Source organism: Rubripirellula obstinata (assembly GCF_001642955.1).
GTDB lineage: Bacteria > Planctomycetota > Planctomycetia > Pirellulales > Pirellulaceae > Rubripirellula > Rubripirellula obstinata.
Genome location: NZ_LWSK01000019.1, coordinates 1 through 14247, shown reverse-complemented (window position 1 = coordinate 14247; position 14247 = coordinate 1). Strand labels below are relative to the sequence as shown.

Below are 14247 nucleotides of genomic sequence, written 5' to 3'. Positions count from 1 at the left end.
GCATTTGCGGACTGCGAGGAAGGACTGACGACAGATGTGGCTCAATACAAATGGCGACGATCGCTTGCGTAACAGAGGAGAAAGAAGTCGCATTGCGGCCACATACAGCCGTTCACCATTGAGGACGATCGGCGTTTCAGACGACCCTTCAACAGCCTTTTGCCCCCACGGGCTGAAGGGGCAAACTGGGCAGACTTTACGCCTTCACTCGTAGAACGCAATTCATTCCGTTCTGCGTTGAAAGCCAGCCGAAACTACTTGCCGATTGAATCAGCTAGATCGCCGGCACCGTAGATCGAACGCAGGGCTTCCAGAATTCCGACGCCCGACACGCTGACGGCTCGGCCTTGTTCGTCGGAATAGACGTAGTCGCTGGTCAGGCTTTGGATGTTTCCGTCAAAGATCAGGCCCACCAGTTCACCGTCGCGATTGACGACCGGCGAACCGCTGTTGCCGCCGATGATGTCGGCGGTGCAGACGAAGTTCAATTGAGTGTCCAAGTCAACGGCCGCTTTGTTTTCCATCCATGATTTGGGCAGATCAAAATCTTTTTGGCCGGCATGATCCATTCCATGTTGATACGCACCAGCGAAATTCGTAAACGGTTCGACGTACTGCCCGCCTTCCTGGTAACCCTTGACCGTTCCAAACGCCAAACGCAAAGTAAACGTAGCATCCGGATATCCGCCGGTGCCCTCGATTGCGGTCGTGGCCTGCGTGATCTTGGCGTAAGCTTGCCGTTCTCGCTCTTCGATTTCTTCGTTCCGTTTTCTCAGCCGCCTGTATTCGCTCTCAACCGTTCGGGCCAATTCAATCATCGCATCATCGCTGGCCAAAACCGCAGCCAGCCCGCCGTCGATCAATGCTTGACGAGCAGCAACGTCGGCAAGCTGAGTTCCGGTCACCAATTCAGCCGCACGCTCACGCGGCCCGCGACCTCGCAGGATCTCCACGATCAACGCGTCTTCCGCACCACGACTTTCGATCTGCCGCGACAACTCATCAGCCAGCTTGACCTGTTCCAAGTCGGCATAGACCGGTGCCGGACTCAACAACCGCTGCAGCAACGATTCTCTTGCCGAATCGGTGTAGCCCTTCAATCGTTCTTCATCCGGCTTCGCATCTTCGGCCGTCAGCAACACGATCTGCATCGCGATCTCGAACAACGTGCTCCGCAGCGACACGGTCTTGCCCAGCATTTCGCGATTCTCCGCCTGGATCCGTTCGATGTCTTCCCATGCGGACGCCAATGCCTGCATCGATTCATCTTCGCTGATCGCCTGCAACAACCGGTCTTCGCGCCCGCGTTTGGTGGCGATCGTTTTGGGGTTTTGCAGACCCGCCAGCATCCCGGTGTAGGCCTTGCGAGAATTCTGAATGCCGAACAATTCATCACGAGCCCGACGTTCCTGTTCGCCACCTTCCAGACCAAACTGTTGCATCAGGATTTCTTTGCGGCGCAGGTAATCGAGTACATACGGCATCCGATCGTCGCGCAGGAACTTCAGCGCCGCGACGGTAAAGATTCGCTGCGTCCGTCCAGGGTTACCGCTGACGAAAACCAATTCGCCTTCGGTCAGTTCGTCGCGAGACCATTTCAGAAAGTGATCCAGCTTGGCCGGTTTGCCGTCTTCGTAGACACGCATGATCGTCGCGTCCAAGTTGTATCGCGGGTATTCAAAGTTATCCGCGTCGCCACCAAAAAACGCCGCCGCGGTTTCAGGAGCCCAAACCAAACGGACGTCGGTGTATTTTTTGTAGCGGTAGAGGTGGTATTTGCCGCCACCGAACAGAGTCACCACATCGCTGCGAAGTCCGGTTTCATCCTTCGACGCTTTTTCAATCCTTGCGATCACCGCCCGTCGCTGTTCGGCTGCGTCTTCGGCGGATGCGTCTGAATCGACGGCGTCGTTGACTTGCTTGGTCACATCTTCGATCGAAACCAACTGGTTCAATTCCAGATCGGGTGCCTTCAATTCCTGGTCCGTGCTGGTCGCCAGAAAACCATCGTCGATCAAATTCCGCTCAGGCGTGCTGAGCTTATGCAGCGTATCGCTGGCGACGTGGTGGTTGGTCAGCACCAAGCCGTCGGACGAAATAAACGACCCCGATCCTCCGCTGTTGAAACGAACCGAAGACAACCGCAAATGGTCCGCCCAATCCTCGCTGGGTTCAAAGTCGTGATCAGCCTTCAATTGCTGTGTCGGCAGATCGTTGAACAAGTACATGCCTTCGTCACCCGATGCGACCAGCGGCGACAATGACGAAGAAAATGCGAAAACGGTGTGAAACATGATCAGTGATAGGAAGCGAAATGCTCTCATGGTGTCAGGATTGTTAGTTGAGGAAGTCGTGAAGGTTTGGTGGCGAACCCGGTTTTTGTTGCAACTTGCAAGAAGATCATTGCAGCTTGCAATCGCTGCCTCACCCGGCCAGTGCGATGCCATCCACAATCATAACACCGTGAAACATCCATCGTCAGCACCGGTTTCGACCTAGCGATTGCGATTCCCAATTCGGTAACGTGCGGCCAGCGACTGAACCCATTATCCCACGGACCGCTTTCGATGAACCAGAATCTCAAAACGCACGATCCAGACCAACCGCGTATTCTGATCTCGCGCATGAGTGCGATTGGCGATTGCATTTTGACGCTGCCGGTTGCGTGTGCCCTTCGCGAGCAATTCCCGAACGCCTACATCGGTTGGGTCGTCGAAAAGAAGGCTGCACCGATGGTCCGCGGCCATCAAGCACTCGATGCCGTGATCGAAATCGAGCGGGGTTGGTTCACATCGCCCTCCGGAATCAAATCCACCAGTCAAACACTTCAAGAACATAACTTCGATATCTCAATCGATTGCCAAGGGCTGACCAAATCAGCTCTGGCGGGATACTTGTCCGGTGCCAAACAACGGATCGGTTTCAAAGGTCCAGCCGGCGGCGAACTGTCCAAGTTGCTCAACAACACCAAAGTCACACCGGTCTTTAATCACGTCACCGATCGCAGCCTGGAATTACTGATCCCACTCGAAATTCATTCGCCAAAAGTGCGTTGGCAACTTCCGCTGACGTCGGCCGCAAGAGCGTGGGCGGTTCGTTGGCGACGTGGAATCCGGTCCAACAAAATTGCCGTGATGAACCCCGGTGCAACTTGGGCGTCGAAGCTGTGGGAAGTCGATCGCTTCGCCGCCACCGCGATGTACCTTCGTGATCGATACGCCTATCACAGCGTCGCGGTTTGGGGCACGTTCGAGGAACGTTTGATGGCCGAGCAAATTGTTGCCCGATCCGGTGGCGCAGTATCGCTGGCACCCGACACCGACTTGCATCATCTCGGTGCGTTGATCGAAACATCGCACCTGTTCATCAGCGGCGATACCGGACCGTTGCACATGGCGGTCGCCGTCGGCACCGACACGATCGGCCTGTACGGTTCAACCAAGCCTGGCGATTCAGGCCCCTACGGACACACCGCGATCCAGAACCAGTACCAAAAGGGCTCGCGTAAACAACGTCGCCGAGCCGACAATTCAGCGATGCGAGCAATCGGCGTCGAACACGTTTGCGAAGTGATCGACAACATCGAACAGAAACGCAGCATGCTGTTGGCGGCCGCGTAAGGCTAGTAGTCCATGTCAGCTCAATCTTCGGTTAGGAGGTAGCGGAAGTCGCGTAGACTTTCGGCGTCCCCCTCGTAGCCGAAACTCTTGGCGAGTTCCGCTACCCGAAAATTGAGGTGACGCGGAATACTAGTTAAAAGTTGCGTAACGCTAGTTAAAAGTAGGCCGGAACAAGCGAAGCGCAGTTCCGGCGTGCGTTTTTATGATGGGGAGAGGGGAGCCAGAGAAGTTGACCAAAATCGCATCTACCCAGGTCGATCCAGCCTGAACCGATCGGTCGTTCGACTGTAATCCGCGCCGCCCATTCGTCCGACGGTGTGCAATCGTTCCGCCGCCAGAACTTCGCCGTCGATGTATTGATCATCGACGTGCATGTGTACCACTCGGCCGATGATCAAGTTTGATCCGCCCGGTCCCGTGCCCAGCGTGATCGACGAATGCAGAACGCACTCCATCGCCGCCGCCGCGACCGCGACTCGTGGTGGTTTCACGATCGTCGAATCCGCCTTCGCAAGACCTGCCCAGTCGAATTCATCCTCGTCAGGCTTCAGCTCTTCTGACGTCTTGTTCATCGCCGCCGCCAAATCTTCGGTCACGATGTTGACCACGAACTCGCCATTGCGAAGCACGTTCGCGTGTGAATCCTTCGGCGTCCCATCGCCTCGGTTGGCCGGACAAAACATCACCGTTGGTGGGTTGGCACCGACACCGTTAAAGAAACTAAACGGTGCCAGATTACAAACACCCTGATCATCTTGCGTCGAAACCCAAGCGATCGGCCGCGGCGTGATTAATCCCACCATCCATCGGTACATACGGCCAGCAGAAATGGAATTAGGATCAATGTTCATTGGAAAAGTTAGCCTTAGAAAAGAGCGTTTATTAATAGTCGCCTTTCGCTCCGCGAAAGTGTGTCGGATCACACTGTCGCGGAGCAAAAGGCGACTATCCATCGGTACATACGGCCGGCAGAAATGGAATCAGGATCAATGTTCATTGGAAAAGTTAGCCTCAGAAAAGAGCGTTTATTAATAGTCGCCTTTCGCTCCGCGAAAGTGTGTCGATTCACACTTTCGCGGAGCGAAAGGCGACTATCCATCGGTACATACGGCCAGCAGAAATGGAATCAGGATCAATGTTCATTGGAAAGTTAGCCTTAGAAAAGAGCGTTCATTAATAGTCGCCTTTCGCTCCGCGAAAGTGTGTCGATTCACACTTTCGCGGAGCGAAAGGCGACTATCAATTTCCCCACGATCCTTACAACGGAGCTGGCAGGTCACGCCGGGTGAAAATGATGGTGGCTGCAATGTAAAAGCTTAACCCCAATCCGATCAAGATCATGGGATAGAACAATGCTGGTAACGCACAGTCCGGCGGGATCGATGTCACACTCCACGGAGCCGCCAAACCGTCGCTGACCACCATCGACGTCATTTTTTGAGGCTTATAGCAACTGAAAAAACTCATCGACAACAACCATTCCAACGTCGGTGCCGCTTTCCCGAGTCCAAACATCACCAATTGAGCGACATAGATCGCGACGACCGTGCCGACCGTTCGCCATCGGTAACGATCCATACTGCTAAGCAATGTCGCCAATCCCAGCAAGAAAAAACCGAACGCGAACAAATGAAACGTCGAACTGGCGTACGTTTCAACCTCAACGCGGTCACGCAAGCGGATCGTTTGTGTTTCAGGCGAATCGGTGGTCAGCGGTACGTCGATGTTGATGATCGGAATTCGGAAACTGGGCTGTTCAATCGACTCTTCCAACGTCGTCGCATAAACGCCTGCCCCGATGCCCGCCCAAACGCACAAACACAACAACGCCAAACCGACGACCGAAACCGTCGCGTGCGACAGCAGCAATGTCTTCCGCGTGATCGGCTGCGACAAAATCATTTCCAACGTGCCGCGGCCAAGTTCACCGCTGACCACATCGCTGCCGCGTGCAACGCACCAAATCACCGTACACAAAATCACGATCGGTTCGTCGTAGGTCATTCCGACGCGGCCGACGTAGGTGAACAGTGCGTCGAAACTGATCGGTGCGAACTTTTCAAAGTCGCGAAACTGTTCCAGGATCGTTTGGAACTGTCCCATGTCCAGCAAGCTGACCACCCAAACGCGAACCCAAGCGAACGCAAACATCGCCGCGCCGCAGGACAGAAACAACAACGAAGACTGACCGATGTACTTTCGGATTAACACTCGATCGATCAAGGTGCCACTGATCATAGCGCCACCGCCTGACCGGTATGAACCGCGTCGTAAACCGCTCGTAAACCTAGCGGTTCAATGCGAACCTGCGACAACGCCAACGAGTCCACCCAGGACAACATCGGTGCCAGGTCTCCGTCGGTCACGATGGCAACCGATTGGCCGTCGATCGTTGTGTGAATTCGGCTGGCGATCGTTTCAGGTGCTTCCATGTTCGCATGAGCCTGATCGACCAACGCGGTAATCCGATGTCGCTGGTACAGATCTTTCATTGCCAGCCGATGTGCCAACTTTCCTTTTCGCAAGAACGCGACTCGATCACAGGTGTCTTCGATCTCGCTCAACACATGCGACGAAAACATCACCGTTCGCCCGACACGTTTCGCGTCCATGACCAGGTTCAGCACGTTCCCGCGAACCGTTGGATCCAAGTTGGCGGTCGGTTCGTCCAGAATCAACAGCGGAGTATCGACGCCAAACACGACGGCCAACGCCAATTTTTGCCGCATTCCGGTGGACATAAATGCGACTCTGGTTCGAGTGTTCAATTCCAGAATCTCGGCGACTTCCAAACTGCGGTCCAGATTTCCGCTGGGGTGCATGTCGGCAAAGAACCGCAGCACCGCGCCGCCTTTCATGTGTCGCGGCAACCGTGCATCGCCAGGCAAGTACGCGACCCGTTTTCTCAGTTCGACGCCGTCAACGCGAGGGTCGATGCCGTCGATGGAAAGCTGTCCCGATGTCGGCTGCAAATGGCCCAGCAACAGGCGAATCAACGTGGTTTTGCCAGCTCCGTTGGGCCCCAGCAATCCGAACACTTCTCCGCGAACGACGGACATCGAACAATCCGACAAAGCGGTAAAGTCCCCATATCGCTTGGTTAGACCTTCAGTCACTACGATATCGGGCGTCATTTGATTCTTTTCCAAATTCTGATCATTTACCATGCAAAAGCCATCGCTTCCCGTGTTTATTCCAAGCGGTTTCCGTTTCGCTGCCACCGCCTGCGGCATCAAAAAAAGCGGCAAGCTCGATTTGTCACTCATTGTCGCCGACCGTCCAGTCCGCGGTGCCGGCGTCTACACAACCAACCAAATTGTCGCGGCTCCGGTCTTGATCTCGCAAAGCCGAACGCCGTCATCGGAAATTCGAGCGATCGTGACCAACAGCGGCAACGCGAATGCTTGCACCGGCGACCAAGGGACGCAAGATGCCCTCGCAATGACCGCTCAAGTCGCCAACAAAATCGGTTGCGATCCAGACGGCGTGTTGGTCATGTCCACCGGCATCATCGGGCACGCTTTGCCGATGGAAAAGGTCACCGCCGGCATCGACGCGGCCACTGAGGCTCTGTCAGATTCCGAGTCGTCGTTCCTTTCGGCGGCGGACGGAATTCTAACAACCGACGTCGATCGAAAAGTCGTCTCGACCCAGATCAAGATCGACGGCCAAACCTACACGATCGCAGCGATGGCAAAGGGAGCCGGAATGATCGCGCCCAACATGGCAACCATGCTGGGCGTCGTGCTGACCGACGCGCCTTTATCAGCCAACGTTGCAGCGGACGTTTTGAAGACGGCTGCGAATTTGAGTTTTAACCGAGTCAGCGTGGACGGTCACACCAGCACCAACGACACGCTGTTGCTGCTTTCCAGCGGCGAAGGAGAATTCCTGGACGGCGATGAGTTGGACCAATTTCAATACCGCGTGAATGAAGTCTGCATTGACCTAGCGAAAAAATTGGTCGCTGACGGTGAAGGAGCCACGCATGTGATGGCGATCAACGTCACCGGAGCAGCGAACGAAGCCGACGCAGAGCTGATCGCAAAAACGGTCGCCGCCAGCCCGCTAGTCAAAACGGCTATCACCGGCGGAGACCCGAATTGGGGCCGAATCGTTTCGGCAACCGGTTACGCCGGACCGAAAATTGATCCGACCAAGACGTCGCTGAAAATTTGTAGCGTCACGATCTATCGCGACGGATCACCCGAACCGTTTGATGCGAAGTCGCTAAGTGAGTCGATGAAGTCGAACCCAGAAGTGGAGATCGAATTGCGAGTCGGAACGGGCCCCGGACAAGCGAAGTATTGGTCCAGTGATTTGACGTGTGATTATGTCCGGTTTAATTCGGAATACACGACGTAGCAAATGTAGGCCGTAGCGAGCCAAAGCGAGTTACGGCAATGCGCAATGCCGTAACTCGCTTTGGCTCGCTACGGCCTACTTGGCTACTTGAAGATTTGCCTAGCCGAGATTTTTTCGCATTGTTGCTTTCGCTTGTTCTAACGCTTGCGGTAGCTTTGATGGGTCTTTTCCTCCGGCTTGGGCCATGTCGGGACGGCCTCCGCCTCCGCCGCCGACTGCGGACGCGGCCGCTCCGACCCAATCGCCTGCTTTTAGGCCTTGAGCGACCAGTGATTTGCTCAGGCCGCCGACCAGGACGACTTTTTCGCCGGCCACTGACGCCAACAACACCGCCGACCCGCCGTCGCTCTTTTTGCGAATCTGATCGATCCAACCTCGCATGATATTCGGGTTCGCACCGGGCGTTTCGGCGACGACGACCAAAGTATCACCGATCGTTTCGCCACCGGCGATCAGGTCATCGGCTGACAATTGGCCGCCGGCAGTCGCGGTCTTTAATTCTTCGATCAAACGCTTTCGATCGGCCAGCAACGAATCAATGCGTTCGACCACATCGCTGATCGACACATTCAAACGACGAGTGATCGCACGCACGCTGCCGCGAACGGCTTGGTAATCGGAAGTGTCCGTGGACGATTCTGACTTGCTGACTGTGAACTCATTGGGATGTTCCGCCGACTTGCCAGCCGATACCTCTTTTTTCAAAGCCCGCACTTCGGTGGTCAATTGAACCACTGCCGCTTCCGCCTGCGACGGATCACAACCGATTCGTTTGGCGACCGAGGCCAGCAATTCCTGGGTTTGCTTGCGATGTTCCAACGCTCGCTTGCCGGTCAGGGCTTCGATGCGTCGTGTGCCGGTCGAGACTGATTCTTCGACGACGACCTCGAACGCTTCGACCTGCGACGTGTTGGTCAGGTGCGTACCACCGCAAAGTTCGCGGCTGAAATCGCCCATCGAAACCATGCGACACGGATCAGGATACTTTTCGCCAAACAACATCATCGCACCGGCCTCGCGAGCGTCCGCAAGCGAAACCGTGTCCCAACGAATCTCTTTGGAATCATTGACCATCGCCAACACATCAGTCTCGATCAACGCCAGCGTTGGGTCCGGGATCGCTTTGGGGTTGGTGAAGTCGAAACGCAAACGATCGGCTTCGACCTTACTGCCTTGCTGTTCCGCGTGACGGCCAACGTGGTTGTGCAACGCGTGATGCAGAATGTGCGTGGCCGAGTGGGCTCGTGCGAGTGCCGTTCGGTGATCGATATCGACTTTCGCCGTCACTTCGTCGCCTTCGCGGATCGCGCCGCGGACCAGAGTGCCGTGGTGAACGATCAGGGCCGCGTGACGCTGAGTATCGGTGACCTGGAACGTGAACCCATCGCTTTCGATCACGCCCACGTCGCCGACTTGGCCGCCCGATTCACCGTAAAACGGCGACTGATTCAGCACCAATCGCAACGGCGTGTCACTCGGTCGGCCCACGTGCGACAACAACTTGCCTTCGTCGCCCTTTTCGCTCTCGCCCGTGATGATGCCTTTGACGACCGCATCGGATTGAGTTTTCTCGTAACCGACAAACGGCGTTTCGCGCAGAGCTTCCTTCAGCGTTTCCAGCGGTCCGGTTTGGAACAGCACGACTTGCCCCGCACCGCTGTCTTTGGCGTGTTGATCCATCGCTTCGCCGTAGCCGTTCCAATCGAACGTAAAGTTTTGTTCGGCGGCCAGCGTTTGCACCAATTCTGGTGGTACGCCATAAGTCTTTTGCAAATCGGCCGCTTCGATGCCGGGCACCATGACTTGCGAATCCGACTTCATCTGCGTGAACAGTTTTTCGATTCGCTTCATCCCGCCATCGATCGTGTCGAAGAACGCTTTTTCTTCGGCCTGGATCGCTTCGGCAACCCGCGCCGTTGTTTGCGACAATTCGGGATAGGGAACCTTTGCCGACTGGGCAACCGCTTCGGTCAACTTGTACAGAAACGGTTCTCGCAAATTCATTTGGTAACCGTCCAACACCGCGCGTCGGATCAGACGACGAATGACGTAACGCGCGTCCTTGGCACCGGGGTAAACGTTTTCGTGAATCGTGAAAACGCTGGCACGAGCGTGATCGGTGATGCGGCGCAGGCGGCGGCCGTTGTCGGACTGGTATTCGTACTTGACTCCGCAGACTTCCGCGGCCGCTTCGACGATCGGAAACAACGAATCGATATGAAAATTCGTCGGCACGCCCTGCAGCACACTGGCGGTCCGTTCCAACCCCATCCCAGTGTCAATGTTCTTGCTGGGCAACGGATGCAGGTTGCCCGCCGGGTCGCCTTTGACGGGGTCGCCGATGCGGTTGAACTGGGTGAAGACCAGGTTCCAGATTTCGACTTCGCCGCCGCCTTCGAGCTGGTAATAAATCTCGCTGCAGGGACCGCAAACGCCGTCGGGCCCTTCGCTGGGCGCGGACGCTGGCCAAAAGTTTTCGTCTTCGTCCATGCGAACGATGCGAGCGTCAGGCAGTCCGATCTTGTTATGCCAAATGCCGTGGGCTTCGTCGTCGTCCTTGTAAACGGTCACGCTGAGCCGTTCGCCTGGAATGCCGAGCCATTTTTTGTCCGTCAGAAACTCCCACGCCCAATGGATCGCTTCTTCTTTGAAATAATCGCCGAACGAAAAATTACCCAGCATTTCAAAGAACGTGTGGTGGAACGCGGTCCGGCCAACATTGTCGATGTCACCGGTGCGGAGACATTTTTGGCAGGTCGTGGCCTTGGTGAAGTCCAGTTTTACCTTGCCCAAAAAGTGGTCTTTGAACTGATTCATCCCCGCGGGCGTGAACAGGACCGATGGGTCCCAGGCAGGCACCAGCACGTCGCTGGGGCAGCGGGTGCAGCCTTTGGATTGGAAGAAGTCGAGGTACTTTTCGCGTAGTTCGTCAGTTTTCATGTTCGCTGGATTGCAAAAGCGGGCGAGGGATTGTCGAAGGATTCATTTCATTTTCAAACAGATGATATCCCGTGATGCCCCTTGCTTGGAATGCGTCTACAATGCACCGCGGTGAAGGAATGCTCGTTTAGCCGCGTGGGCATCGCCCCGCGCGTTTCGCCCCGCATGGACGCGCGGGGCGATGCCCACGCGGTTAAACAGTCCAGAAACCCTTCACGGCGTTGGGCGATGCCCTCGCGGTTTAACAGCTTATTTTTCCCAGGCAAACGATTTTGGCGGAGAAACGTCGAAACGAAAGAAATCTGCGTGCGAGGCGTCGGCTGCATGTCCAGCCACGCCGGCCGCTGGTTTCGCGATTAATCGGCCTGGAAACCGAATACGCCACCATGGTGGCCGACCCGCAAATGTTGGAAATCGAAGATTTGCCGTCGGCCAGATTCGTTTACCAACAAATCTGCGAAGCGATCCGGCGAGAACAACCGACGGTTGCCGGTGTTTTTGATCGCGAACAAATGTTTCTGGCCAACGGCGGCGCGGTCAGCTTTGAATCGCATCCGTCGGTGTCGTCGCAACCGGGTGGTTTGGTCGAAATCGCGACGCCGGAAGTCCGCAGCCCAAGTGAACTGTTGGCGTGCCAGCGTTCGATCGATGAATTGGCAGCCGAAGCGACCGCCGATTCTGAAACATCGTTCGATCTGCGAATTCTGAAAAACAGCAGCGATGCGATGGGGCATGTTTACGGCTGCCACGAAAACTACGAAACCGAAGTCGGCAGCGGGGTGATGCTGTTGGTCTATCGCTGCTTCGTTTTGTTGTTGTGGTTGATCCAGACAATCAGCTTGCTGGTGGCGATGCCGTTGATGATGATTGTCTTGGGCATGATGGGATTGTCGCGGCTGAGGAAATCGAAAAACAAAAGTGCGGCAGATGAAACTGAATCGGGTTCCTTTTTTGATGAGAGCGATTTTGGCCGCGACAGCACTGACGCAAACGCCAGCCAGTCCGAAGAGTTCTACGAAGCGATGCCAGGATGGTTGTCGGTCACATTAGTTGGGCTGTTGCGTCTGGTTCATTTGCCGACCGTGATCACGTTGACGTTTGTGGCCCAGCACATCGCGTTTCGCCGGCAACGTAAGTACTTGACCGCGATGTTGATTTCACGTGTCGCGTTGTGCGGTGCGGGAAACCTTAGCCCCGATGGTTGTTATCAAACCAGTGCCAAGGCGATGGCGGTCGACTCGATCGCTCACATGGGCGGCTTTCGCGGCGAGCGACCGATCTACGTTTTTGGTCATTGGCTTAGTCAGTTTTGTGCGAAGTCATTCTTCTCGCTCGGGTCAACCAAGCAGATGTTCCGCCGTCGCCAGCGGATGCAGATCGCGTTGTCGGATTCCAACATGTCGGACTTGGCCGAATACGTCAAAGTCGGTTCAGTGTCGTTGTTGCTGGACATGATCGAGGCCAATTTCACTCATGGTTTACCGATCGTCCAAAAGCCTGTCGATTCGCTTCATCGGTTAGCTTCCGATTGGAACCTGGTGACCAAAGTGCCAACGAACCAGGGGCCGATGTCGGCGCTGCAGATTCAAAAGCTGTATCTATCGACGGCCCGAGCGTTCGTGGATTCGGTTCCAGCAAACTTGCGTGGCGAAGCCAAATTGGTGCTGTATCGGTGGCAGGAACTCTACGACGGCGCGGCCCGCTTTCGCAAAAACGCGACCGACACGGGACTGGCGATCGGCCGGATCGATTGGTTGACCAAGCGGCACCTGATGGATTCGCTGGACCCGGAAACGCTCTCTGAACATGACCCGCCATCCGCCAGCGAGTCATCAACGAACCACTGGGCGGCTCGCAAGAAAGTGGACCTGCGGTATCACGAACTTTCCGACGAAGGCTACTACTACATGCTGATGGAAAGCCGTCCAGAATTGAGTTTGGTCGATGACAAACAAATCGCACGCCGCCGCAAATCGCCACCCGCCGGTTCACCCGCCGCCCGTCGAGGTTGGCTGATCCGCGAATTCGCAGGCGGCGACGAAACGATGCAAAGTGAATGGGCGTACGCAATGATCGGCAACGGCAAAGCAAGACGCCGAGTGGACTTTGCCGAGGAAATCTAACGACTTGCCCGCGCCTTGCGGACGTGTCGGAGTTCGATGATGTCGTACGCTAAACCGAACCAACTGAACACTTTGATGATGTAATAGTTCGGGTCAAATTCCCACCATCGGTGTTGCACCGTTGCGGCGGCAGGGTCGGCGTGGTGATTGTTGTGCCAGCCTTCGCCCAACGTCAAAATTGCGACGGGCCAACAATTGCGACTGTCATCACTGGTGTCATACGTGCGGTAGCCGAACAAATGGGTCACTGAATTGACAGCCCAAGTGATATGCCAAACGTAAACCGTTCGCGCGATCACACCCCAGACAAAAATGCTGGCCGTCATCTGAACCGCTTCGGGCGTGAACCCAAACGCGATCACCGATCCGATGCCCGCGATCAACGCGTACAACATTGCGTGAACAAAAAAGATGATCCCGGCGGCCTGCGGCAAACGTTCGATCCACAAATAATACGGGTCAGCCAAAATGTCCTTGCTGTACTTTTGGTACAACGAAAACGTTGCCAGCGGCGAAATGTTTTCGTGGAACAACCAATCCAAATGCGACCAGAAAAAACTGACTCGCGGCGAATGCGGATCCTCGCGTTCGTCACTGTGGTTGTGATGCTTGCGATGCCAGGCGACCCAGCGGGCCGGCGTTTCCTGAGCCGTACACATCGCCAACGTCACCAACGTTCGCTCAAACCATTTTGGTGACTTAAAACTCTTGTGAGCCAACATGCGATGGAAGGCGATCGGAATCCCCAACAAGCCAAACACAAAAACGCTGATCGCAAAACACGCGACGCCGGTCCAGCTAAAGAAGTACGGCAAAAAGATCAGCAGAGCAAAGACATGCGTGACGCCAAAAACGATCACGTAATCCCAGCGAACGCGAACCGGCGACGCCGACGTCGGCCGTGCCTGACGAACCCTGGTTGGCTCAGCGACTTGATCGGTTAACAGGTTGGCGTCCATCCAAAATTCCGTGGTGGTTAGGGGCGTTCCGCAACGCCGTGAAGGGTTTTTAAACTGTTTAACCGCGAGGGTATCGCCTGGGCTGATGAAAATGCGGTGGGTGATGGTATTCGCGAACCAGTTAAACATTGCAAATTGCAAAATGAACATTGCAAACTGAAAATTCTTGGGAAGCGGTATTTGCTGGTCAATTTACATTTTTCAGTGTTCATTTTGCAATTTGCAATCAACACCGAGGCC

General features: G+C 55.4%; 9 protein-coding genes. 3 read left to right on the top strand and 6 right to left on the bottom strand.

The genetic code is table 11. The annotated features are described in order from the left end of the window. Positions 1–254 precede the first annotated feature (254 nt). Positions 255–2294 carry a S46 family peptidase gene (locus RC85_RS07765; RefSeq protein WP_068260860.1) on the bottom strand — a complete coding sequence of 680 codons (2040 nt, stop codon included), beginning with the start codon at positions 2292–2294 and terminating at the stop codon, positions 255–257. A gap of 273 nt (positions 2295–2567) precedes the next feature. On the opposite strand from RC85_RS07765, the gene RC85_RS07760 reads away from it, so the two are divergent. Next, on the top strand, positions 2568–3620 hold the full coding sequence (locus RC85_RS07760) for a glycosyltransferase family 9 protein (RefSeq protein WP_068260777.1): 1053 nt from the start codon (positions 2568–2570) through the stop codon (positions 3618–3620). A 245-nt stretch (positions 3621–3865) separates the two neighbouring features. Here RC85_RS07760 and RC85_RS07755 read toward each other — a convergent pair whose 3' ends face one another. The 3 genes from RC85_RS07755 to RC85_RS07745 form a co-directional block, all read right to left on the bottom strand. Then, positions 3866–4471, bottom strand: coding sequence for a flavin reductase family protein (locus tag RC85_RS07755; protein ID WP_068260773.1), 606 nt, complete (start codon positions 4469–4471; stop codon positions 3866–3868). A gap of 406 nt (positions 4472–4877) precedes the next feature. Then, positions 4878–5858 (bottom strand): ABC transporter permease subunit, encoded by a 981-nt coding sequence (locus RC85_RS07750; RefSeq protein ID WP_068260770.1) that lies wholly within the window; start codon positions 5856–5858, stop codon positions 4878–4880. Next, positions 5855–6787, bottom strand: coding sequence for an ABC transporter ATP-binding protein (locus RC85_RS07745; RefSeq protein WP_084422460.1), 933 nt, complete (start codon positions 6785–6787; stop codon positions 5855–5857). The genes RC85_RS07750 and RC85_RS07745 overlap by 4 nt, the downstream gene beginning before the upstream one ends. Here RC85_RS07745 and argJ point away from each other — a divergent pair. After that, positions 6786–7985: a bifunctional glutamate N-acetyltransferase/amino-acid acetyltransferase ArgJ gene (gene argJ, locus RC85_RS07740; RefSeq protein WP_068260762.1), complete on the top strand. Its 1200-nt coding sequence runs from the start codon at positions 6786–6788 to the stop codon at positions 7983–7985. The genes RC85_RS07745 and argJ overlap by 2 nt on opposite strands. 99 nt (positions 7986–8084) lie before the next feature. Here the strand turns inward: argJ and alaS are convergent, their stop codons facing one another. Continuing rightward, positions 8085–10925, bottom strand: coding sequence for an alanine--tRNA ligase (alaS, locus tag RC85_RS07735; RefSeq protein WP_068260757.1), 2841 nt, complete (start codon positions 10923–10925; stop codon positions 8085–8087). Positions 10926–11197: 272 nt separating this feature from the next. Between alaS and RC85_RS07730 the strand changes: the two genes are divergently transcribed. Then, a complete protein-coding gene (locus RC85_RS07730) occupies positions 11198–13048 on the top strand; it encodes a proteasome accessory factor PafA2 family protein (protein WP_084422459.1) in 1851 nt (616 codons plus the stop codon). On the opposite strand, the gene RC85_RS07725 is transcribed toward RC85_RS07730, so the two are convergent. Next, positions 13045–14007, bottom strand: a complete 963-nt coding sequence (locus RC85_RS07725; protein ID WP_068260755.1) for an acyl-CoA desaturase — start codon at positions 14005–14007, stop codon at positions 13045–13047. The two genes, RC85_RS07730 and RC85_RS07725, sit on opposite strands and share 4 nt — an antisense overlap. Positions 14008–14247: the final 240 nt, after the last annotated feature.

Excerpts from the sequence above, each read along its gene's own strand:
- RC85_RS07765 (WP_068260860.1), bottom strand. The coding sequence starts at position 2,294 with ATGTTTCACACCGTTTTCGCATTTTCTTCGTCATTGTCGCCGCTGGTC.
- RC85_RS07760 (WP_068260777.1), top strand. The coding sequence starts at position 2,568 with ATGAACCAGAATCTCAAAACGCACGATCCAGACCAACCGCGTATTCTG.
- RC85_RS07755 (WP_068260773.1), bottom strand. The coding sequence starts at position 4,471 with ATGAACATTGATCCTAATTCCATTTCTGCTGGCCGTATGTACCGATGG.
- RC85_RS07750 (WP_068260770.1), bottom strand. The coding sequence starts at position 5,858 with ATGATCAGTGGCACCTTGATCGATCGAGTGTTAATCCGAAAGTACATC.
- argJ (WP_068260762.1), top strand. The coding sequence starts at position 6,786 with ATGCAAAAGCCATCGCTTCCCGTGTTTATTCCAAGCGGTTTCCGTTTC.
- RC85_RS07745 (WP_084422460.1), bottom strand. The coding sequence starts at position 6,787 with ATGGTAAATGATCAGAATTTGGAAAAGAATCAAATGACGCCCGATATC.
- alaS (WP_068260757.1), bottom strand. The coding sequence starts at position 10,925 with ATGAAAACTGACGAACTACGCGAAAAGTACCTCGACTTCTTCCAATCC.
- RC85_RS07725 (WP_068260755.1), bottom strand. The coding sequence starts at position 14,007 with ATGGACGCCAACCTGTTAACCGATCAAGTCGCTGAGCCAACCAGGGTT.